Origin of the sequence: Spirosoma oryzae, from assembly GCF_003002825.1 — a bacterium.
Taxonomy (GTDB): Bacteria; Bacteroidota; Bacteroidia; order Cytophagales; family Spirosomataceae; genus Spirosoma; species Spirosoma oryzae.
Genome location: NZ_PVTE01000007.1, coordinates 153,489 through 176,370 on the forward strand (window position 1 = coordinate 153,489; position 22,882 = coordinate 176,370).

The 22,882-nt window shown below is 56.1% G+C and carries 18 protein-coding genes; all 18 read left to right on the plus strand.

Features of this window, described 5'->3' with window-relative positions:
- The first annotated feature begins 15 nt into the window (after positions 1–15).
- The 18 genes from CLV58_RS10025 (at position 16) to CLV58_RS10110 (ending at position 22,877) form a co-directional block, all read left to right on the plus strand.
- On the plus strand, positions 16–1,221 hold the full coding sequence (locus CLV58_RS10025; RefSeq protein ID WP_245882292.1) for a DegT/DnrJ/EryC1/StrS family aminotransferase: 1,206 nt from the start codon (positions 16–18) through the stop codon (positions 1,219–1,221).
- 1 nt (position 1,222) lies between these two features.
- Positions 1,223–1,513, plus strand: coding sequence for a DUF4160 domain-containing protein (locus CLV58_RS29130; protein ID WP_106137658.1), 291 nt, complete (start codon positions 1,223–1,225; stop codon positions 1,511–1,513).
- Entirely contained in the window at positions 1,452–1,760 is a 309-nt protein-coding gene (locus CLV58_RS10035) for a DUF2442 domain-containing protein (RefSeq protein ID WP_106137659.1), read from the plus strand. The genes CLV58_RS29130 and CLV58_RS10035 overlap by 62 nt, the downstream gene beginning before the upstream one ends.
- A 15-nt stretch (positions 1,761–1,775) precedes the next feature.
- A complete protein-coding gene (gene vapB, locus CLV58_RS10040; RefSeq protein WP_106137660.1) occupies positions 1,776–1,976 on the plus strand; it encodes a type II toxin-antitoxin system VapB family antitoxin in 201 nt (66 codons plus the stop codon).
- Between the two features lie 109 nt (positions 1,977–2,085).
- Positions 2,086–3,171, plus strand: coding sequence for an iron-containing alcohol dehydrogenase family protein (locus CLV58_RS10045; RefSeq protein WP_106137661.1), 1,086 nt, complete (start codon positions 2,086–2,088; stop codon positions 3,169–3,171).
- A gap of 69 nt (positions 3,172–3,240) precedes the next feature.
- Positions 3,241–4,092, plus strand: coding sequence for a 3-deoxy-8-phosphooctulonate synthase (gene kdsA / locus CLV58_RS10050; RefSeq protein WP_106137662.1), 852 nt, complete (start codon positions 3,241–3,243; stop codon positions 4,090–4,092).
- Positions 4,093–4,113: 21 nt separating this feature from the next.
- A complete protein-coding gene (locus CLV58_RS10055) occupies positions 4,114–4,950 on the plus strand; it encodes a phosphatase (protein ID WP_342748902.1) in 837 nt (278 codons plus the stop codon).
- A gap of 104 nt (positions 4,951–5,054) precedes the next feature.
- Positions 5,055–5,810, plus strand: a complete 756-nt coding sequence (gene kdsB, locus CLV58_RS10060) for a 3-deoxy-manno-octulosonate cytidylyltransferase (protein WP_106137664.1) — start codon at positions 5,055–5,057, stop codon at positions 5,808–5,810.
- A 124-nt stretch (positions 5,811–5,934) separates the two neighbouring features.
- Positions 5,935–6,597, plus strand: a complete 663-nt coding sequence (locus CLV58_RS10065) for a thiamine diphosphokinase (protein WP_106137665.1) — start codon at positions 5,935–5,937, stop codon at positions 6,595–6,597.
- Between the two features lie 597 nt (positions 6,598–7,194).
- On the plus strand, positions 7,195–8,421 hold the full coding sequence (locus CLV58_RS10070; protein ID WP_106137666.1) for a sterol desaturase family protein: 1,227 nt from the start codon (positions 7,195–7,197) through the stop codon (positions 8,419–8,421).
- A gap of 124 nt (positions 8,422–8,545) precedes the next feature.
- The gene (locus tag CLV58_RS10075; protein WP_106137667.1) at positions 8,546–9,370 is read left to right on the plus strand and encodes a phytanoyl-CoA dioxygenase family protein; all 825 of its coding nucleotides are present in this window, start codon (positions 8,546–8,548) and stop codon (positions 9,368–9,370) included.
- Positions 9,371–9,520: 150 nt separating this feature from the next.
- Positions 9,521–12,568 carry a SusC/RagA family TonB-linked outer membrane protein gene (locus CLV58_RS10080; protein WP_106137668.1) on the plus strand — a complete coding sequence of 1,016 codons (3,048 nt, stop codon included), beginning with the start codon at positions 9,521–9,523 and terminating at the stop codon, positions 12,566–12,568.
- Between the two features lie 204 nt (positions 12,569–12,772).
- Complete coding sequence (locus tag CLV58_RS10085) at positions 12,773–14,119, plus strand: RagB/SusD family nutrient uptake outer membrane protein (protein ID WP_106137669.1); 1,347 nt, start codon at positions 12,773–12,775, stop codon at positions 14,117–14,119.
- 63 nt (positions 14,120–14,182) lie between these two features.
- Positions 14,183–15,097, plus strand: coding sequence for a cyanophycinase (locus tag CLV58_RS10090; RefSeq protein ID WP_106137670.1), 915 nt, complete (start codon positions 14,183–14,185; stop codon positions 15,095–15,097).
- Between the two features lie 185 nt (positions 15,098–15,282).
- Entirely contained in the window at positions 15,283–16,569 is a 1,287-nt protein-coding gene (locus CLV58_RS10095) for an O-acetylhomoserine aminocarboxypropyltransferase/cysteine synthase family protein (RefSeq protein WP_106137671.1), read from the plus strand.
- A 12-nt stretch (positions 16,570–16,581) separates the two neighbouring features.
- Positions 16,582–18,009 carry a DoxX family protein gene (locus CLV58_RS10100; protein ID WP_245882293.1) on the plus strand — a complete coding sequence of 476 codons (1,428 nt, stop codon included), beginning with the start codon at positions 16,582–16,584 and terminating at the stop codon, positions 18,007–18,009.
- A gap of 12 nt (positions 18,010–18,021) precedes the next feature.
- Entirely contained in the window at positions 18,022–19,623 is a 1,602-nt protein-coding gene (locus CLV58_RS10105) for a hypothetical protein (RefSeq protein WP_106137672.1), read from the plus strand.
- A gap of 95 nt (positions 19,624–19,718) precedes the next feature.
- Positions 19,719–22,877: a SusC/RagA family TonB-linked outer membrane protein gene (locus CLV58_RS10110; RefSeq protein ID WP_245882294.1), complete on the plus strand. Its 3,159-nt coding sequence runs from the start codon at positions 19,719–19,721 to the stop codon at positions 22,875–22,877.
- Positions 22,878–22,882 lie beyond the last annotated feature (5 nt).

Genomic DNA, 22,882 nt, shown 5'->3' on the forward strand with positions numbered 1-22,882 from the left:
TTAACCCTTCCGATTATGCCTGGAATGGAGTTTTTCGGTGATGCCGAACGCAAGGAAATCAACGACGTGCTGGAAACGGGTATCCTGTTTCGCTACAACCACGAAGCCCTGCGCAACGATATTTACAAAGCCCGCGAGTTTGAAGCGGAAGTAGCCAAACTGGTCGGTGCCAGCTACGCGCATGCCGTATCGAGCGGGTCAACAGCCGCCTTGATTGCAATGGTGGCTGCCGGCATCGGGGCTGGCGATGAAGTCATCGTGCCACCGTTCACCTACATCGCGACGGTAGAAGCCGTGCTGATGGTTGGTGCCCTGCCCGTCTTTGCGGACATCGATGATACGCTTTGCCTGAGCGCCGAGGGTATTCGCAAAGCCATCACGCCAAAAACGAAGGGCGTTTGCCTGGTACATATGTGCGGACAGATGGCCGACATGGATGCCATTATGGCCGTAATCAATGAGCACAACCTGGTGCTGGTCGAAGACGCCGGTCAGGCGATGGGTGCCAGCTACAAGGGGACGTACACGGGACTGTTTGGAAAGACGGGTGCTTACTCGTTCGACTTCTTCAAAATCGCTACGGCGGGCGAAGGTGGTATCATGGTGACGAACGACGAAACGGCGTATAAACACGCTGATTCGTACTCGGACCACGGCCACGATCATATCGGCAGCAACCGGGGGATGGAGCAGCACCCGATTCTGGGCTTCAATTACCGCATTAGTGAACTCCATGCCGCCGTCGGACTCGTGCAGACGCGCCGGGTACCGGAAATCATCGAGAAAAACAACGTTCATAAGAAGCAACTAATGGCGACATTGGGCGAAGTCGACGGTATTTCGTTCGCCCGTATCCCCGATGCGGATGGTGATTCGGCTACGTTCCTCAACATACTCCTGCCCGACACGGAGTCGGCGGCTCGGGTCGTGCTTGAGCTGAACGCGGCTGGTGTCGGTGGGTTCAACTACTGGTACACCAATATGTACCACTTCATCAATCAGTGGGACCACCTGAAACAGATGCGTACCGCGTCGGCTCTGACCATCGAAAAGCTCGGTGCTCCACAGGATTACAACAACCTCGACGTACCGGGCGCACAGCAGACCATCGGCCGACTGATTTCGTTCGGTATTCGCGCGACCTGGACCAATGAAGAAGTAGCTGCTCTCGCCGACAAGATCAGCGCTGCCGTGAAGAAGGCAATGAGCGTAGAAGCGTAAAATGCCCACGCTGTTCATTCATGCGGGGTTACGGTTTTTCTTCGTTATGTTCGATTTGCTGAACGAACCGTTTCACGTTCACATTGGCGACAGAGGAAAGCGTCTTTGCAAGTACTGGATCTTTGCCGACGGTAGCTTTGAGCTAGCTGATAATAGCGGATTTAGGCAACGCGAATTAAACGATGTTGAAACGACGTTAACCGAACAAATGCGTTCAATTCAAGAAGCCTATGGAACCTACTGCGCAGCAAACAGTATCTCCCTTAACTACAAGACCAAACGTAACGTCTGATGCGGTAAAAATTGGCGAGTTACCTGTTTTGGTGAATGTGTGGATTGACGATAAGCGGGTACATTTTGATCTGGCAGATGGCCGTCTGATTGCCTGGCCGATTACATGGTCGGCGTTGCTGGCGGCAGCAACGCCCGAGCAGCGACAGCAGTTCACCTTTTCGGCGTATCATGTATTTTGGGATGAACTCGACGAAATAATTGGGGTCAAAAATATTCTGTATCCACCGGCACAACTGGCTGCGTAATCTGCATACGACGACATGTCAACAATCCATTCAATAGCCGAATTCCAAGCTCTGTCTCCCGATTTACGTCGGGAGACAGAGCACTTTGTCGAATTTCTGCGAACTAAACAGCGGAGCCAAACGACTGGCGAACGTGAGTTTGGCTATGCGAAAGGGAAAGTATGGATGGCTCCCGATTTTGATGCCCCGCTAGACGATTTTGCTGACTATCAATGAGACCGTTGTTAAGAGCACAAGCGTTAGCTGAACATATAGCTGTTCCTACGCGTGATGCTTTGTTTCAACTATACGAAGTAAGTATCGTCTGGTAGTACCTTATTTGATTATGACACTGCACAAAAATTTCAAGGGGATTGAAAAGACCGTCTACGGGCGGGGGAGTTTCAATCAGCTCGATGACATTCTGGCACCACAACGGGCCGAAAACAACCAGTACTTCGTGTTTCTGGTCGACAATTACTTCAAAGGCAAGCCGCTCGAAAGTCGCGTGCCGGTACATGACCACGACCTGGTGTATTACATCAGCGTCGAAGAGCACGAGCCGACCACCGAGCAGATCGACAGCCTGCGCGACGAGATTCTGGCGCAGAAAGGGTTGCCGTCGGGCGTAGTCGGTATCGGGGGCGGCAGCATCATGGACATCGCCAAAGCACTGTCGCTGATGCTGACCAACGAAGGATCGTCGACATTATATCAGGGCTTGAATCTGATCAAAAAGCCGGGTATCTACCACGTTGGCGTGCCGACCATCTCAGGTACGGGTGCCGAAGTGTCGATGACGGCGGTACTGACCGGACCGGAGAAAAAGCTGGGCCTGAAATGCGAATGGACGGTATTCAACCAGATCGTGCTTGATCCCGAACTGATCGCATCGGTACCCCGTAACTGGTGGTTCTACACCGGTATGGACACCTATATTCACTGCGTAGAGTCGGAAAACGGACGGCTGAACAATGCGTATTCGCACGCGTTCGCCGAGCAGTCGATGAAGCTTTGCCGGGAAATCTACCTGGGCGAAAATTCGGGACAAACCCCCGAAAATGACGACAAACTGATGGTGGCGTCGCTGATGGGTGGCCTGAGTCTGACATACTCCGAAGTAGGCGTTTGTCACGCGCTGAGCTACGGCCTGTCGAAGATTCTGGGGATGCGTCATTGCTACGCCAACTGCATTGCCATGAATCACCTGGGCGACTTCTACCCCGAAGGCGTGAAGGAGTTCAAGGAAATGGTGGCGTACCACCAGATCGACCTGCCACAGGGACTATCGAAGGAGTGGAGCGACGACACGATCACGCAGATGGCGCACGTATCGTACAATCTGCCGCACATGTGGCTGCACGCGATCGGCGATAACTGGAAAGACGTCGTTACGATCGACTCGCTGAAAGACCTGTTCCGCCGGATGTAAGTGCGACTACTGTCACGCTTACCGTATTGAAAAATTCTCCGCACTACTGGCGGGTTAACTTACGTATATATGTCTCAGAAAATTGTTCGCGTTGGCGACATCGAATGTGGATCGGATGAGTTGTTTCTCATATCGGGACCATGCGTCATTGAAGACGAGAAAATCATGATGAACGTGGCCGAGCAGCTCCGCGAAATTCAGGAGCGCGTCGGTATCAAGATCATCTATAAATCATCGTTTCAGAAAGACAACCGGTCGAGCCTGAACTACTACAATGGCCCCGGTCTGGAGAAAGGCATTCAGGTGCTGGCGAAGGTAAAAGAGCAGTTCGGCTTCCCCGTCCTGACCGATGTGCATTACCCCGATCAGTGTGCAGCCGTAGCTGATGTAGTCGACGTGATTCAGATTCCAGCTTACCTCTGCATGCAGACGATGCTGGTAACGGCAGCGGCTAAAACCGGCCGGGTGGTCAACGTAAAGCACGGCCAGTTTCTGGCACCGGAAAACATGAAGCATCCGGTGAAGAAAATCGAAGACTCGGGCAACGATCAGATCATCCTGACCGAGCGTGGATTCACCTTCGGCTATAACGACCTGGTGGTCGATCCCCGTTCGTTTTACCACATGGCCCGCACCAACTACCCCGTCGTGTTCGACGTAACCCACGCGATTCGGAAGTACGGTATTCCGTCGGCCGATGCGAAAGGTGGTGCCCGCGAATACCTGCCCGTATTGGCCCGCGCCGGTGTCGCTGCCGGCGTCGACGGTCTGTTTGTTGAAACGCACACCTGCCCTTCAGAGGCCCTGTGTGATGCGGCCAGTCAGCTTGACATCAAATACCTGGAGGAATTCCTGAAACCGCTGCTCGAACTGCACGCGGTTGAAGTAAAATACCGCAACACACTGCCCGAACTGGCGTAGGGCTCCAGATTTAGTCTGTGAATGTGTAGCCTGGACCTCCAGGTCCGGGTGGCCGTCAGGCCAACTGCGTTGAGGGGCAGCTATAAGCCGCTTCGCGTCCACCCGGACCTGGAGGTCCAGGCTACACTGCACTGGATATACACGCCTATCGAGTTGATGAATCATACCGAACAAACGTTTACCGCACTGGGCGGCCAATTCGTAACACCCGTCGATACGCTGACGGAAAAACTACGCGCCGTAAAGGCGATCGTGTTTGACTGGGACGGGGTGTTTAACGACGGTGTAAAAACGGGATCGGGGAGTAGCAGCTTCAGCGAAGTCGATTCAATGGGGACGAACCTGCTGCGCTTCGGTTTCTGGCTGCATCACCGCGATCAATTACCGGTCGTAGCCATCATCACCGGCGTAATCAACGAACTGGCCGATGCGCTTGTCCGGCGGGAGCACTTTCATGCGTGTTATTCACAGGCCAAGCACAAAGTCGACGTGTTGAAGCATTTGCTGGATCAGTATGGGCTACAACCGCACGAAGTCGCTTTTTTCTTCGACGATGCCCTCGATTTGTCGGTGGCTGAAGTGGCGGGTGTACGCGTGATGGTGCGTCGGCGGGCCAACCCGCTGCTCACGGATTATGTCGTGCGCAACGGGCTGGTCGATTACCTGACTGGCTCAGAAAGCGGGCAATGGGCCGTGCGCGAAGGCTGCGAGATGCTGCTCGGGCTGCTGGGTCAGTTCGATACGGTGATGAACGAGCGACTGCGCTATAAACCCGTTTATGATCGGTACTACGCCCAGCGTCAGGCCGTCGAACCGAGTTACTGGACTGTCGGTCCCGACGGCCCTGTTCAGAAATAAGCTGTTTACGGTTTTCAGTAGTCGGTTTACGGTAGTAAGGGCTGTCCGGAATTACCGCAAACTGAAGACTGTAAACCGAAAACTACTAACCGAAAATCGAAAAAATGATTGTTGGTATCATCCCCGCCCGGTACGGCTCGACCCGTTTTCCCGGTAAGCCACTGACCGATATTGGTGGCAAGCCAATGATTCAGCGGGTGCTGGAACAGGCAAAACTGGCGCAGAAACTCGACGCGGTCTTTGTCGCGACGGACGACGAACGAATTGTCGCGGTCGTGGAAGCGGCCGGTGGACGGGCTGTGATGACACGCACGGAATTGCCCAGTGGTACGGACCGCTGCCAGGAAGCCTACCGCAAACTGGTTGCCGATGGTACCCTACCCGACGACGCTACGAATTACGTCATCAACGTTCAGGGTGATGAACCCTTTCTGAATCCCGATCAGATCGACGAACTGGCTATCGTGCTGGACGGGTCGGTTGAACTGGCTACGCAGATGGCACCGGTCGAGTCGGCGGAGGTGTTGCTGAGTGCCAGCGAAGTAAAGATTATCATGAACGCCCGGCAGGAAGCGCTCTATTTCAGCCGGCAGCCAATTCCGTACATGCGCGGTGTCGACCCGATGAGCTGGCACCAGCACCACGCCTACCACCGGCATGTGGGCCTGTATGCCTATCGCGCCGACATTCTCGACAAGATCACGCAACTAGCCATTTCACCGCTTGAACAGGCTGAATCGCTGGAGCAGTTGCGATGGCTCGAAGCCGGCTTCTGCATCAAACTGGTCGAAACAGCCCATACCGCGCAGGCCGTTGACGAACCCGACGACGTCGAAAAAGCCCTCCGTAGCGCATTGTAGTGTCGGTTTATAGTTTTCGGTGTACGGTTTACGGTTGCCTAACCGGTCAGGTATTGCCGATGCGTTACCAACTCTATATTGTGACCAACAGAAGACAGTAAACCAAAAACCGTAAACCAAACGTATGTCCTCCCACCACGTTGTTCGTGAGAAACAGGAACCGGCGCTGCTGATCGCCAATGGCGAAGCCTGTCAGCCGGACTTGCTGGGGCAACTGCTGGAGTGGAGTCCGACGGTGGTTGTACTCGATAGTGCCATCTGGCGCGTATTCGATCTGGGTATCAAAGTCGATGTGCTGCTCGGCGATTTCGACCGCGACCTCGACCTGGATACCATCCGGGCGCATCAGTATCCGCTGGAGATTGTCCATGCGCCCGATCAGAATAAGACCGATCTCGACAAAGGCATTGAGCTGCTCATCGAACGTGGGTACCCGGCGGTCAACATCGTCTGGGCAACGGGGCGTCGGGCCGACCACTCGATCACGAACATGACCAGTCTGGTACGGTATAAAGACCGCATTCGGCCGGTTATCTTCGATGATCATTCGAAGATTTTTCCGCTGGTGGGGCGCTACGAGAAGTGGTATGCCGCCGGTACACCCATCTCATTGATTCCGGTCGGTACCGTATCGGGTATCGTGACAGAGGGACTGAAGTACAACCTGAACGACGAAACGCTGACGCTGGGCTACCGCACCGGTAGCAGTAACGAGGCCGAACGCGATGGCTTTGTGCGAATCGAAGCACAAACTGGCGATCTGCTGATTATGGAATGCTGGGACTGATCTGATATAGACCGGAATACATCAGTACCCCTACAATGAATTTGCTCGTCGTCGTCAAACTGACTTGCTGGTCGACGTTCGGCGTATGTGGATTTATCCAATACGCTGGATTCGTTTTATTTTCCTGTATTGTCCCGTTATCGTACAAAGTGGCTGGCTTCGTTCAGTCGCAATGTGACGGCTGATAGTTTAGGTAACATACTGCGAAACAGAGGGTTAGTTGTATCGGTTAGTGGCTGGACAACACCGATCACCTTGCCGTGTAGCAACTCGAATCGTTACGATACGTTGCGCTCCTCATTTCTACTAAATTTAATTTTTACGCGCTGATTATTTGGAAGCGTACGGAATCGCGTGCTTTATTTGCATAAATCTACTACTCCAATAGATTAAAAGTACTAATAGTCTATCTAACACCGGGACTATTGGTGTATTTACCGGAACACGGAAAATCAGAGGACCAAAACGATTCGAACAGCACGCTATGAATACGACAGTTACTTCACGACAATGGATAGCTAAGCCGGTTTCAGGTGATCGTTTAACGACAGTATCCGGTTGGCGGAATCGCATTCGTTAGCTTAACCCCAACCGACTATGCAACTTAACTGGCTGGCTTACGCAATCCCGCTTTTTTTACTTCTGATCGGGCTGGAGTACTGGGTCTCACGGGCGCAGCGGAAGACGTATTTCCGATTCAATGAGTCGATCGCGAACCTCAATGTGGGCATCGCCGAGCGTCTGCTCGATCTGTTCATTGCCGGAGCAACCTATGTGTTCTATGCGTGGCTGCATCAACGATTCGCGCTGTTCGAGATTCGGGCAACGATCTGGAGCTGGGTCGCGCTGCTGGTCATGACAGATTTTGTCTGGTACTGGTATCACCGGTTGGGGCACGAAATCAGTCTGTTCTGGGCCGCGCACGTGGTACATCATCAGAGCGAAGATTTCAACTACACCGTCTCGGCGCGGATTACGGTTTTTCAGGCCATCGTCCGAACGGGATTCTGGAGCGTACTGCCTATCATCGGTTTCCCGGCGGGTATGGTTGTGAGTATCCTGCTGGTACACGGGTTGTATGCTTTCTTCCTGCATACCCGCACGGTGGGTAAACTGGGCTGGCTTGAATACGTGCTGGTGACACCGTCGCACCACCGGGTTCACCACGCTGTCAACCCGCAGTACCTCGATAAGAACTACGGCGACGTATTCATTTTCTGGGACAAGCTGTTCGGCACCTTCGCGGAGGAACAGGAGGAGCCTGTCTACGGCCTTACCAAGCCGCTGAACAGCTACAGCTTTCTCTGGCAGCAGTTCCATTTCCTGCTCGAATTGCTCGTGGCCGTGCGCCGTACCCCCAGTGTCGTGGCTAAGATCCGATTGCTTTTCGGTCGACCCGACGGGGTTGATGCGGGGATTCGGGCTGAGCTGGAAAGCCGGTTGCTACAGCAAGTGCCGCCTGCACTGAATCGGGGCAAGTTTCGCGGCTATGTGGTCGGGCAACTGGTGGGCGTACTGGTGCTGTTGTTCGTCTTTCTGCTGCTGGAGCGCTACATACCCGGTTGGGCCCAGGGTTTGGTAGCGGTGTTTGTCCTGCTGACGCTGATCAACATGGGCGCGCTGCTCGAACAGCGTCGTTGGGTGCTGCACCTCGAACTGGCCCGGCTGGTTGTAATCTGGGGGCTGGTATACGCGGTTTCGGGTATACAGTTGCTGGTCGTGCTGGCGTACATCGGTGGCCTGTCGTGGTGGGCGTACCGGGCAAGCATCAAGCGACACTATTTCCAATACCTGTACGGCCGGGTTCAACCGGTACCTTCCTGAATGAAGACAGACCTAAACGGTTTTAGAAACCTTTTAGGTCTACCAATCCGCAGAAAAGATCGAAAACTGAGTGAGAGTTTTTATCCATGGTCAATACGCGTCTGTCGGCGCGCTTAACTGAAAAATGCACATGCTGGAACTACCTGACACCACCACACAGCCTGTTACCAAAGCACTGACCAACGAGCAGGTTGACTTTTTCAACAAGAATGGATTCGTACATATCAAAGGGTTTGTCGACCGGCAGCAGGTACAAACGTTTCTGCGTGAAATGCAGTGGATCGAATCAAACTGGCTGGCCGAAAAGGTCGATAAAATCAACGGTACACCCATTAAGTTCGGGCACGATGAAAACGGTCAGCGCATCGTGCAGCGGTTCGCCTTTGCGTCGCTGTTCAGCCCGGTGCTGGCCGATTTCCTGAACGATGACCGGCTACAGCAACTGACGCAACTGCTGTCGCCCTACGAAGGGCGTATCAGTCCGGAAGAGAAAGATGGGCTGGTCATCAACCACTACGTGCGGACGCCGGAGTCGAATTTCTCGCGCATGGGCTGGCATACGGATAGTCCCCGCGACCTGTTTATGGGCCACCGTATTCGGCCGATGCTGAACGTGGGGCTGCACCTCGACGACTGCCCGCAACGAAACGGTGGTTTGCGGGTGCTGCCCGGTACGCATAAGCAGAATGCGCTACTGACCTTATTCAGGAAACGCCAGTTCATCGACCATCGACCCGATCCACGCGAAGTCGGCTTCGACATTGAAGCGGGCGACCTGACCATTCACAATGGTAGTCTGTGGCACCGTGTTGAGCAGTCGCCCTACGAAGGGGCCGCCAGTCGGCGACGGGTGATGTACATTCCCATCATTACGGGGGAGTACCAGCCGAAAAACCAGCATAGCAAGACACCCTTTTACCACCGCTTTGCCCGCCGGATTCAGGATTAACGGGCGTGTTTGAAGTACCCTCTCATCAACAACTTGATCGCCGTTGCCCGGTAGGGTAGTGGCAAAAAAAGGCCGGAACGGCTGCCACCGTCCCGGCCGGTTACAACAAGGCCCTGCCAGGCCTCATTTTCACATAACCAATACAAAGTAATGCAAAAACCAGCAAGCGTGCGGTATCCTGCCAGGTACCGTACGGCCAGCTGGGCTATCCTCAGTGGATTAGTCTGGCTGATCAGTATTCAGGGAATACGCGCACAATCATCTGTCGAACACCTGCTAAAAGGCGTCGTTCGGGCCAAAGACGGCGACGTGTTACCCGGTTCAAGTGTCGTCTTTAAGGGGCAGACTCGTGGTACGTCCACCGATGGAAACGGGGCGTTTTCGCTCGATGTCAAAGCGGCCGACGTGCTGGTGGTCTCGGCTATCGGCTACCAGTCGACAGAAGTTACCGTTGGTAATCAGTCAAGTATAATTGTTACGCTGAACGAATCGGCTTCGCAATTGAACGAAGTCGTGATTGTCGGGTACGGCACGCAGGATCGGAAAGATCTGGTGGGCGCGGTGTCGCAGGTGAACGCCGACGAGATCAAGAACCGACCCGTTGCCAGCTTCGATCAGCAGTTGCAGGGGCGGGCCGCCGGGGTGCAGGTGGCTGCCAATACGGGTGTGCCGGGCGACGGTATTTTCTTTCGTATTCGCGGGACAACCTCGATCAACGCCAGCAACGACCCGCTGTACGTAGTCGATGGGGTATTCGTGAATAACCAGTCGCTTCAGAAAATCACGACCCAGGGGCAGGCCAACAACCCGCTGGCAGACATCAACCCCGCTGATATTGAGTCGATCTCGATTCTGAAAGACGCCGAAGCGACTGCCATCTACGGCGCGCGGGCGGCTAACGGAGTCGTGCTGATTACAACCAAGCGGGGGGCTTACAATAGCAAACCCAAGGTGTCGCTCAACCTATCAGGCGGGCAGGCGTGGGCACCCAAACTCTGGGACCTGGTGACGGGCCCCGAACATGCGACGATCATCAACGAAGCGTGGATCAACGATGGTAAATCGGCTGCGACGCGCCCGTTCCGGCCCAAATCGGAAGGGGGGCGGGGACTGCCCGAAGAACAACCGATCTACGACCGACTGGGCGATATTTTCCGGACGGGTGCCCTACAGAACTACGATCTGTCGGTGGCGGGTGGCAACGCGAACACGCGCTACTACATCGGCGGGGGCTATACCAGTCAGCAAGCCACGCTGCGCACCAACGACTTCAACCGGGCCAGTTTTAAATTGAACCTCGACCAGGATATTACCGACAGGATCAAGATCGGGACAAGCAATATTCTCTCGCAGTCGAAGCGCACCAACGCCCGCGTCGGTGATGGGCCGCAGGGCGGTATTTTACAGGCTGCGCTGCACACGCCGACCTACCTGCCCAAGTTCAACGACGACGGTACATACGCCAAATGGGCCGGATTCGATAACCTCGACGTGCTGATCAACAATACCGATATGCATTCGATCAGTACGCGGTACATCGGAAATATTTATGGCGAATACGAAATCATCAAGGGGCTGAAATTACGCAGCAGCTGGAGTCTGGATTACAACAACTATGACGAATACGAATACTGGAACACGCTGACGAACCGGGGTAGCGCCAGCAAAGGGCTGGCCACGTCGAGCATCAGCACGAATACCATCTGGATCAATGAGCAGACGCTGAACTATCGCAGGGCGTTCGGCAGCCAGCACACGTTCAGTGCCCTGCTGGGCAATACGCTGCAAGGCAACGTGTCGACGCAGACGTTCGCGCAGGGGACCAACTTCCCATCGGACGCCTTCAGGCAGATCGCGTCGGCCTCGGTAACGACGGCCTCGTCGAATCGCTACGCCTACAACCTGACGTCGTTTTTCGGGCGAGTCGACTACAGCTTTGCCCGGAAATACTTCCTCGAAGCCAGCCTGCGGGCCGATGCGTCGTCCAAGTTTGCCGAGGGCAAGCGCTGGGGCTATTTCCCGTCGGTGGGGGTAGCCTGGCAGTTGAAGCAGGAGAACTTTCTGAAAGATGTCGGTTTCCTAAGTGATCTGAAACTGCGGGCGAGTGTGGGGTATACCGGGAATCAGAACGGCATCGACAACTACGCGGCCCGTGGCCTGTGGGGTGGCGGCTTTAATTACCAGGATAGCCCCGGCACATTTCCGGTGCAGCTGGCCAACCCAAATCTGAAATGGGAAACCACGCGGCAGGCCAATATCGGCCTGAACATCGGCCTGCTCAACAACCGCATCGGCTTGGAACTGAACGCCTATCACAAGTACACCTACGATCTGCTGTTGCAGGTGCCGCTGGCGCAGAGTTCGGGTTTCGCGTCGATCTATCAGAACAACGGGGCCGTCAGTAACCGGGGGCTTGAGTTTGCCGTTAATTCGCTGAACATCAACCGGGGCGGGTTGCAGTGGAACACAAGTTTCAACATTGCGACGAACATCAACCGGATTGAGCAACTGTCCATTCCGGTTGATGCCAGCTACTCCGCCGAGCGGATGCAGCAGGGGCAGCCGTTCCACGCGTTTTACGTTTATAAACAACTGTACGTCGATCCACAAACCGGCAACGCGGTCTACGAGGACGTCAACAAAGACGGGCAGATCACGGCCAACGACCGGCAGTTTTACGGCAGCGCGTTGCCTACGCTGTTTGGCGGGTTAAACAATACGCTGTCGTACAAGGGCTTCGATCTGTCGGTCTTCTTTAATTTCCAGACGGGCAACAAGGTCTACAACAGCAATCGGTTCTTCCAAGAGTCGGGTGGAACGCGCGACGAACGGCGAGCCATCAACAAAAATCAGTTGAACCGCTGGCAGAAACCGGGCGACATCACCGACGTACCCCGCGTCACGACCATCGGTACCAACTATAACCTGAGTCCGATCAGTCGTTTTGTGGAAGATGGTTCGTTTCTGCGATTGAACTCGCTGGTAATCGGCTATACCATTCCGAAAGCGATCCTGAACCGGATCGGTATCGCGTCGGCCCGCGTCTATTACAGCGGCTCGAACCTGTGGCTGCTCAGTCGTTACCAGGGTCCCGACCCCGAAGTAAACGTAACGGCAAACCCAACGACGCAGGGCTACGACCTCGGCACACCCCCGCAACCGCGCACAGCTCAGTTTGGCCTGAACATCACACTGTAAGCAGCACTATGTAGCCTGGACCTCCAGGTCCGGGTGGCCGTCAGGCCAATTGGTTCAGGCGGTAGCTATTCGGTCGCTAGCGCGCCCACCCGGACCTGGAGGTCCAGGCTACACAGCTCTTTCCGGCCCGACGACCTGACCCTTCGTTTGTCCGGTGCTATGACAGGAAATAGCCAACACATACATGTATCGCTCCGTCTTTCCATGAAAAAACTAATCTATCATATACTCCCCGCTGTGCTGCTACTCACCAGCAGTTGTCAGCAATTTCTGGACGTTCAGCCTGATTTACAGGTCGATCAGTCACAGGCTATTACCAACGCCAGCACGGCTGAAGCGGCTGTCAACGGCATGTACAACCGACTCGGCAACGATAGCTATTACGGCTCGAATTTCCCGGCACTGTCGTATCTGTCGGGGGGCGACATCAACTGGACGGGTTCGCAGACAGCCCCGCAGGAAATCTTCGCCCGGCGCGTCACGTCGACCAACGGCTATGTAGGGTCGGCCTGGGCGGCCATCTACCAGACGATTCTGGCGGCTAACTACCTGCTCGAAACCGTCCCCAACCTGTCGGACCCGCAGTTGACGGCCGACCGCAAAAACCAGATACTGGGCGAAGCCTACGCCGTGCGGGCGCTGTCGTATTTCGATCTGGCGCGGGGCTGGGGTGGTGTGCAACTGATTCTGAAAGCCACCTATGCGCCAACCGACAATACGGGTATTCCGCGCAGCAGCCTGACCGACACCTACGCGCAGGTGCTCAAGGACCTGACCACTGCCGAGCCGCTGCTGAGTGCGACAACCAACCGCAACCGATTTACCCGTAAGACGGTCTGGGCGCTGCGGGCGCGGTATCATCTGTACCGGCAGGAGTGGGAACAGGCGGAAAGCTACGCGACTAAACTCATTGACGATACCAACTACAAACTGGTATCGCCCTACAGTGCGTTTTTCGCCAATAATGCTGTTGCCACGACCGAGTCGGTATTTGAAATCGCGTACAGCAACTCGTTCAAGAATGGGCATTACAACTGGTGGTTACCTCCGGCGCTGAGTGGTCGGCGGGAGTGGGCGCCCAACGATGCACTCGTCAAATCGCTGAACGACGCGACGGTGGGAGGAAACCGGAAAGAACTCATCGCGCAGACGGCCGCGCCGGGTAATCTCTGGTACGGCAAACTATATTACCGCAACCCGCTGGGCACCGACCCGGCCTACGTCATCCGCATCGCCGAACTCTACCTGATTCGGGCCGAGGCACGGGCGCAACTTGGCAAAACGACACTCGCCCTGGCCGATCTCAACGCCGTACGCAGCCGGGCCGCTGTACCCGCGTCGACAGCCGCCACGAAAGACGCACTACTGACGGCCATCAGCGATGAACGCCGGGTGGAATTTCCCTTCGAAACCGACCGCTGGTTCGATCTGGTCCGTACAGGCCGGGTCGCTACCGTGCTGGGTATCACCGACACCCGAAAATACGTGTTCCCGATTCCGAACAGCGAGCTACTGGCCGATAAGGCGCTGACGCAGAATGAGGGGTACTAGGTATTGATTCTGCCGCTGCCGTAAGGTTATTAGCAGCATTAAAAAACTCAATCCCAAAAACGCATGAAAAAGCAACTGCTCATTATCGGTTTCCTGTTAAGCGTTGGCCTGTCTGGCCGGGCACAGTCCAGTGCGGCACAGTCCAGTGCGGCACAATCCAGTGCGGCACAGCCTAAATTCGTCGGCCCCGAAAAGGGTGCGCTGGTGATCGTTGGGGGCGGGGCCATTACGCCTGACATCTGGAACCGCTTCATCGAACTGGCGGGAGGACCGGCGACCGCCAACATCGTCGTCATTCCAACGGCTGGCGAGGACTCGGCTGCGAACAGTACGCCCCGTGAATACGAAACACTGCGGAAACTGGGCGTAACCAAGCTGACGCTGCTGCATACCCGCGATCCGAAAGTCGCCAATACCGAAGCCTTCGTTGCACCGCTAAAACAGGCGACCGGTATCTGGTTCGTGGGCGGACGGCACTGGCGACTGGCTGATTCATACCTCAATACGCTGGCACACAATCAATTCAATGCGCTGCTGGCGCGGGGCGGGGTTATTGGCGGGACGTCGGCGGGGGCTACGATTCAGGGCTCGTTCATGGTGCGGGGCGACACGAAAGGCAACGCGATCATGATCGGCGACCACACGCAGGGGCTGGATTTCATCCATAACGTCACCATCGATCAGCACGTCATGCGCCGGAACCGGCAGTTCGATCTGATCGAGGTGATCAAAGCCCGGCCCGAACTGCTGGGATTGGGTATCGATGAAGGAACGGCCGTGGTCGTGCAGCAAAATACGTTCGAGGTGCTGGGCGCGTCGTATGTCGGCATCTACGACGCTAGGCAGATTGCCAGCAGCGCGCAGTATCCGTCTGGGCAGAACAGTACGGGCGGGCCATTCTACTACCTGAGCAAGGGACAAAAATTTGACCTGCAAACCCGTACGGTGATCGCGCGCGCGCCCCAGCGATCGAACTGACCTTACTCCCCGGCCCCCTGAAGGGGGAGCACTCCGCAAATGAAGTTCACCCCCTTTAGGGGGCTGGGGGGTAAACGGGTCGGAGAAAATTTGGCTATCAACAGACTTGACCCAAGAACTGACTGCTGCCGTGAGGTCAGCGAGGTCAATACAACAAACAATTCTTCTCTTAACATACCAATTCCATGCGCTTCGAAACCATTCAACTCCACGGTGGTCAGCAGATTGACCCCACCACCAACGCCCGTGCCGTCCCCATTTACCAGACGACCTCCTACGCCTTCAACGACACGACGCACGGCGCGAACCTGTTCGCGTTGAAAGAATTCGGCAACATCTACAGCCGCATCATGAACCCTACTAATGAAGTGTTCGAGAAGCGGGTAGCCGAGCTGGAAGGGGGCGTTGCGGCACTGGCGGTGGCGTCCGGGCACGCGGCACAGTTCATCGCGATCAACAACATCACGACCGTCGGCGACAACTTCGTCACGACGACTTATCTGTACGGCGGTTCGTACAATCAGTTCAAAAACTCGTTCAAAAATATTGGCGTCGAAGCGCGCTTTGCCGACGGCGACAAGGTCGAGAGTTTTGAAAAACTGATCGATGAGCGGACGAAATTTATCTACCTGGAAACGATTGGCAATCCCGGTTTCAACGTACCCGATTTCGAGGCTTTTGCCCGTCTGGCCGAAAAATACGACCTGCCGCTGATCGTCGACAACACCTTCGGGGCGGCTGGTGCCATTGCCCGGCCCATCGACTACGGAGCCCACATCGTCGTGGAGTCAGCAACGAAGTGGATCGGTGGGCACGGGACGACTATCGGGGGCGTCATTGTCGATTCCGGAAAATACAACTGGGGTAATGGCAGGTACCCGCAGTTTACCGAGCCGTCGCCGAGCTACCATGGGCTGGTGCTGAACGATGTGTTTGGTGTCGGCGGTCCGTTTGGCAACATCCAGTTCATCATCCGGGCGCGGGTGGAAGGGCTGCGCGACTGGGGGCCGTCGCAGAGTCCGTTCAACTCGTTTCTACTGCTACAGGGGTTGGAGACGCTGACACTGCGCATCGAACGGACAACGCAGAACGCGCTGGAACTGGCGCAGTGGCTTCAGCAGCATCCGCAGATAGCCAGCGTAAACTACCTGGGCCTGCCCGACAATCCGTACCACGCGCTGGCGAAGAAGTACCTGCAACGCGGCTTCGGCGGGGTACTCTCGTTCGAGCTGAAAGGCGACAAGGCCCGCGCCGAAAAATTCGTGAACAGCCTGAAACTGATCAGCCACCTGGCAAACGTAGGTGATTCCAAAACGCTGATCATTCACCCCGCGTCGACCACGCACTCGCAGCTTAACGAGGAAGAACAGTCGGGGGCTGGCGTCGCACCAACGGCGCTACGGCTTTCCGTAGGCATCGAGCATATCGACGACATCAAAGACGACATCGAGCAGGCCCTGGCCGCGCTCTAAAACGACAGGCGCATGAGCAAACTTGATAGTACCATCGCGTCCGACTGGCATCCTGCCTGGGAAAGTCGTACGCCCATACAGCGGCCGGTTAACCTTGCTGACTCGTCGGTTAGAACGGGCTGGATACCAGTGGAGCGGGTTCTGTTTCGGTTCTTCTTTCTTTACTTCACGTTACAGGCCGTCCCGCTCGACTGGCGTTTCTACCGCGACCTGCTTACGCTGGACTGGGGTAGCGGCTTCTACCGGGATGTTTTCAACCTGTCGCGATACGCCCCCCGGTTCTTTGGCTATGGCGTAGCAGCCGACACGTTTGCCGACTGGGCTATCATCGCGCAGATCGCCCTGCTGGGAACGCTGATCTGGAGCTGGCAGGCGAAGAAACGGGCCAACTATGACGGGCTGTACTACGTCCTGCGGGTGGTGCTGCGCTACCGGCTGGCGTTTGGCGTGCTGGTGTACGGATTCATCAAACTGTTTCCGTTGCAGGCACCCTACCCGTCGATCAGCAACCTGAATACAGCCTATGGTGATTTCACGGCCTGGAAGCTATTCTCGCTGAGCCTGGGCGTGGTACCGTCCTACGAATCGTTTCTGGGACTGGTCGAAATTGTGGGCGGTTTACTGCTGCTTAACCGCCGGACCACGCCGATCGGACTGCTGCTTATCCTGCCGTTTCTGGGTAATGTGTTTGTCTCGAATCTGGCTTATGAAGGGGGCGAACATATATACAGTCTCCTGTTGATTACGTTCGCCCTGGCCCTGTTTGCGTTCGACGCTGTGCGCTTGTTCCGGCTCGTGTCGCTGGAAGTGGCAGCTGCCCCGGCGCGCTTTCGACCTGTGTTCACTGGCTGGCAACGTGCCGCCCGGCTGGTCGTCAAAACGGCGTTTATTATGCTGATGGTGGGTGTTTATGGGTACAAAACCTACGCGGCTTACCGCACGGGTCCGTACCAGTTTCCACAGTCGGCGGGCTTGCCCGGTGCGGCTGGTATCTACAATGTGACCGAGTTTCGGCTGCGTGGACAGACCATACCGTACGCCCGGCAGGATTCGGTGCGCTGGCAGGATGTCGTGTTCGAAACCTGGAACACGATCAGCGTGAAGTCGAACCGGCCGGTTAAACTGGATGCGCAGAATACCGAAGAAATTCACGCTGCTGACACCGACCGGACGTACGAGCAGGCCGGCTCACAGGGACGACACTATTACCAGTATCAGATCGATTCGACCCGGCACGTACTGACGCTGACGAACCGCAACCCGAATCACACCAGTGAAACCCTGCACCTGCACTACGACCGCCCGACACCCCAGCGCATCACGCTATCAGGTCTGAACGAAGATCGTGATTCCGTGTACGTCGTACTGGAGAAGCGAGCTAAAAAGTACCTGATCCACGAAGCCGCCAAAGCCGGTCGGCGGGGCGCACTGACCTTGTAAAAAAACCTTCCTATGGCTACTTCCTCTCTCGATACGCCGGTCAGTACGGTACCAACGCAGGCAGCGTCGACGGCCCATCCGTCGCCCGTCTGGACATCGGCGCAGAAGATCGTCTTTCGTATCGCGTTTATCTTCTTCGTGCTCGTTTCCCTGCCCACGGGGGACGAGTGGTTCAAAAACCTGTTTACCCTCGACTGGTTGCACCCGCACTACCGCGACCTATACGACATTGCCCGTTTTCAGCCGAACATCCTCGGCCGGGTGTCGTGGTGGCCGGTCTGGCTGGGGTATGGCGAGTGGGCATTTCTGTTGCTGGTTGCCGTCGTGGGTGGCCTGGGCTGGACCGCTATTGTGCGGCAGCGGAAGGCCGAGCCCGCCAACTACCAGACGCTGTACTATTGGCTGCGGGTGCTGGTGCGCTACCGGGCGGGTATCGGTATCATCGGCTTTGGCTTTACCAAGCTGATGCCGACGCAGTTGCCGTACCCATCGCTGGGTTTGCTGAACACGAACTTCGGCGACCTGACGGCGCAGAAAATTTACTGGCTATCCATCGGAATCGTGCCCTGGTACGAGGTATTCGCCGGGGTAGTCGAGGTGCTGGCCGGGGCGCTGCTGTTCTTCCGGGCGACGACTTTTTGGGGGGCGGTGCTGCTGTTCGGTGCGCTGGCCGACATCGTGTATGTCAATCTCGCGTACGATGGGGGCGTTCATGTCTACAGTTCGTATTTCGTACTACTGGCCGGCTTTCTACTGGCCTACTACATTCCCGATCTGTACAACCTCCTGATCCGGGAGCGGCCAACGGTGCCCCATTACTTCGCCCCCCACTTCTCGGGTTGGCAGCAGGTGAGCCGGGTGACCCTGAAAACGGCGGCCATCGGCATTTTTCTGGGCTTGCTCGGCTGGGTACAATGGGTCAATTTCCGCTACGATCCCTACAAACAACCCGCACAGAAGGGACTGTCGGAGCTGCGTGGTAACTACGCCGTGACGGAGTTCCGGCTGAACGATCAACTCATCCCGGAATCACCGTCGGACACGGTTCGCTGGCAGGAAGCGACCTTCGAAAACTGGTCGACGCTAACGTTCAAGGTAAACCGGCCCACTCCGCTTGACCTGTCGAATGGGGGTGGCTCGCCCATGCGCGACCTCAACCGGACGTTCGAGCTAACGGGCGTTGGCGGTGGACAACGGGTGTTTTACTACGATGCTGATTCAACGAACCACGTACTGTACCTGCAGGACAAATACCGCCCGCAGTCGGACCGGAGCGAACGGCTGTCGGCGGATCTGGTGGGGGATAAACCCAGAACAGTCAGGAAGCCAGTAACTGACTGGATACCCGTCGACGCCCGCGCCCGCATTGGTGACGAAGACACTAAAATTGATGCCCTGGCCCGCAGTACCCGACGCACGAAAGGCATCAAGTCAGAAGCGGGGCGGGAAGACGGTACCCGCAAGCACATGACCCTGCATTACCAGACCACCGACGGCTCGCGGGTCGTGCTGACGGGCGTCAACGAGACGAACGATTCGATCCGGGTCGTGCTCGACCGCGTGCAGCGTAACTATGCCCTGTCGAAGAGTACGCTCAATGCGGGGGCGTATTGAGGTGATACGTCACTAAATCAATCGAATACAACCAAAATAACCTGAATAATATGATCGCAAATAATCTACTAAATCAATCAAATAGATTGGTTATTGTGCTGCTTAGCGTTTGGCTGAGTGTAAGGGCGCTACCCGCCCTGGCCCAGTCGCGGCAGATAACAGGGACAGTGAGCAGTAAAGACGACGGGCAGACGCTGCCGGGTGCTAACGTCGTTGTCCCCGGTACTAAGGTCGGAACGCAAACGGATGCCGATGGTAAATTCTCGCTACAGGTAGGAACTGGTGTTACGAAGCTGGTTGTCACGTCAATCGGCTTTGCCACGCAGGAAGTCAGTGTGCAGGGGCGTAACACCGTCAATGTGACGCTCAGCTCGGATAACCGACAACTGAGCGAAGTACGGGTCGTGGGCTATGGTACGCAGACCAAAGCCGAATTCACGGGATCAGCCGCGCGGGTTAATGGCGACATCATCAAGGAGCAGCCCGTGCAGAGCTTCGATCAGGGGCTGGCGGGCCGCGCAGCCGGTGTCAGTATTGCCCAGCCCAACGGCGTGCTGAACAACCCGCCGGTCATTCGAATTCGGGGTGTCAATTCGATCTCGCTGAGTTCGTACCCGCTGGTTGTCGTCGATGGTATTCCGATCAATACGGGCAATGTATCGGCGAGTACGGCCGTACCGAACAATCCGCTGGGTGATATTAATCCCGCTGATATCGAGTCGATCGACGTGCTGAAAGATGCTGCATCGACCTCGATTTACGGGTCACGGGCCGCAGCGGGCGTTCTGCTGATTACGACCAAACGGGGCAAGGAAGGTAAGCCGCGCATCAACTATGAAACCTGGGCAGGGGTGTCCAACGTGGTACGGCTACCCAAGCTACTGAACGCCGAACAGTACATCAGTATCAAGAACGAAGCGGTGCTGAACGCCAAAGTACTGGGTGGCAATGCAACCAACGACAACGTTGCGTCGGCGCTGTTTTTCCCGAATACCACCCCCGACGGATCGCCCGTCGACACGCGCTGGTACGACTACATTTACCGCACGGGCGTCTCCCAAAGCCACAACGTCAGCATATCGGGCGGAACCAAAACCACGACCTACTATTTCTCGGCCAATTACACCGATCAGAAAGGCTTTCTGGTAGCCAACGAGTTCAAGCGGAAAGCGGCCCGGTTCAACATCGATCAGGAAGTAACTCCCTGGCTGAAGTTTCGGGGAAGCCTGTCGTACAATACCAGCTATAATCAGTCGCCTTACGCGGGATCGCTACCCGGCTCCAACTTCTTCCTGGTGGGCGCGGCCCGGCTGGCCATCGCCCTTCCGCCGAACGTTCCGGCCTTTAACCCGGACGGTAGTTACAACATCAGCACGACCAACCTGAACACGATTGGCATGGGCAACAACCGGGTCGTCAGCAACTTCGGGAATCCGGTTGCGCTGCTCGATCTGAACCGTTTTACGTCGACTAACGACCGCATCATCGGGAGTTTCAGTGGAGTGGCGAAGCTGCTGAAAAATCTGGATTTTACGACGACCTACGCCATCGACCGGCTGCGGACGGATAACGTCAGTTTTAACAGCGCAATTCAGGGCGACGGTTTTTCCAGCCGGGGATCGGTTACGAACGTGTCGGCTGTGCGCGACAACTGGAACTGGACGAACACGCTGGCCTATAACGAAACGTTCGGCGGTAAACACGGTCTGGCGGTACTGCTGGGCTACGACGTGCAGAAGTTTACCAACTCGGCCTGGGGTGCCAACCGGACCCAGTCGGCCGATCCGTTTTTTCAGAACTATCAGGGCAACTGGGGAAATATCACGGCGTCGGGCAATGACCTCAGCGAGCGGGCGTACCTGTCGTTTTTCTCCCGGCTCAATTACGACCTGAACAAGAAGTACTTCGTGACGGTCAACCTCCGGCGCGACGGTAACTCGGCGCTCGGAACGGGCCGGAAATACGGAAATTTCGGCGGTATATCGGGTGGCTGGGCCTTATCGGAAGAGCCGTTCTATAAGGATGCGGGTATCGCCAATACGCTGAGCAACGTCAAGCTGCGGGCGAGCTGGGGCCGGGTCGGCAACGGGAATCTCGACAATGCCTTCAGTTCGCTGGAATTGTACAGCGGCTCGCTGTACGGCAATGCGCCGACCTGGGCGATTTCGCAGGCTGGTAACCCAAACCTGGGTTGGGAAACCAGCGACCAAACCAACGTCGGTGCCGACCTGGGCTTCTGGAACGACCGGGTACAGGTGGAACTGACATACTTCAATAACGACGTCAACGGGCTGATTCTGAGTGCGCCACAGGCTGTGTCGAAAGGCATTCCCGGCAACGCGATCCTGGGCAACGTTGGGTCCATGTACAACCGGGGTATCGAGCTGGGCATCAACGCATCGGTGCTGCGCCGGGGTGATTTTTCGTGGAATGCCTCGTTTAACTACACCAACCTGAACAACAGGGTAACGGCGCTGGCGGACGGCAACACCGAGATTGTCGGTACAACGCACGTATCGTACGAAACGACCAACATCACGCGCGTGGGGTACTCGGTCGGTAGCCTGTACGGGGCCAAAACCGACGGCGTTAACCCGGCCAACGGGCAGCGGATTTTCGTCAACGCGAAGGGCGAAAAAGTGCAGTACAGTCAGGTGGTAGCCCCCGGCCAGAGTCAGTGGACGTATCTGGATGGCACGAAAGCCCCGGCAATTACCGGCGCTGATTATTACCTGATCGGCAACGCGCTACCCCGCTGGTACGGTGGGTTCGCCAACAATGTCAAGTATGGTAACTTCGATTTAAGTGTCAATCTGTCGTTCGCAGGGGGCAATATGGTACAGAACGGTACCCGCGCTACGCTGCTTGATCAGCGGGCCTATAACAACTCGACCGAAATTCTGAACCGTTGGCAAAAGCCGGGCGACGTCACCGACATTCCCCGGCTGGTCTACAACGATCAAACGTCGAGCGGCTCGTCGTTTCCCATCTCGGGTAATGCTGAGAAGGCTGATTTCCTGCGCCTGCAAAATGCATCATTCGGCTATCGGCTGCCCGCTACGCTGTTGCGCAAAATCGGTGTGGGGTCGCTACGGGTCTACGCGCAGGGGTCTAACCTGTTTCTGCTGACCAGCTATAGCGGTACCGATCCCGAATCATCGGTCAACGGCAACTCCAACACGACACCCGGTGTCGAGAAAAACTCGATCGGGCAGGCCCGTACGTTCACCCTCGGACTGAACCTGGGTTTTTAACCATC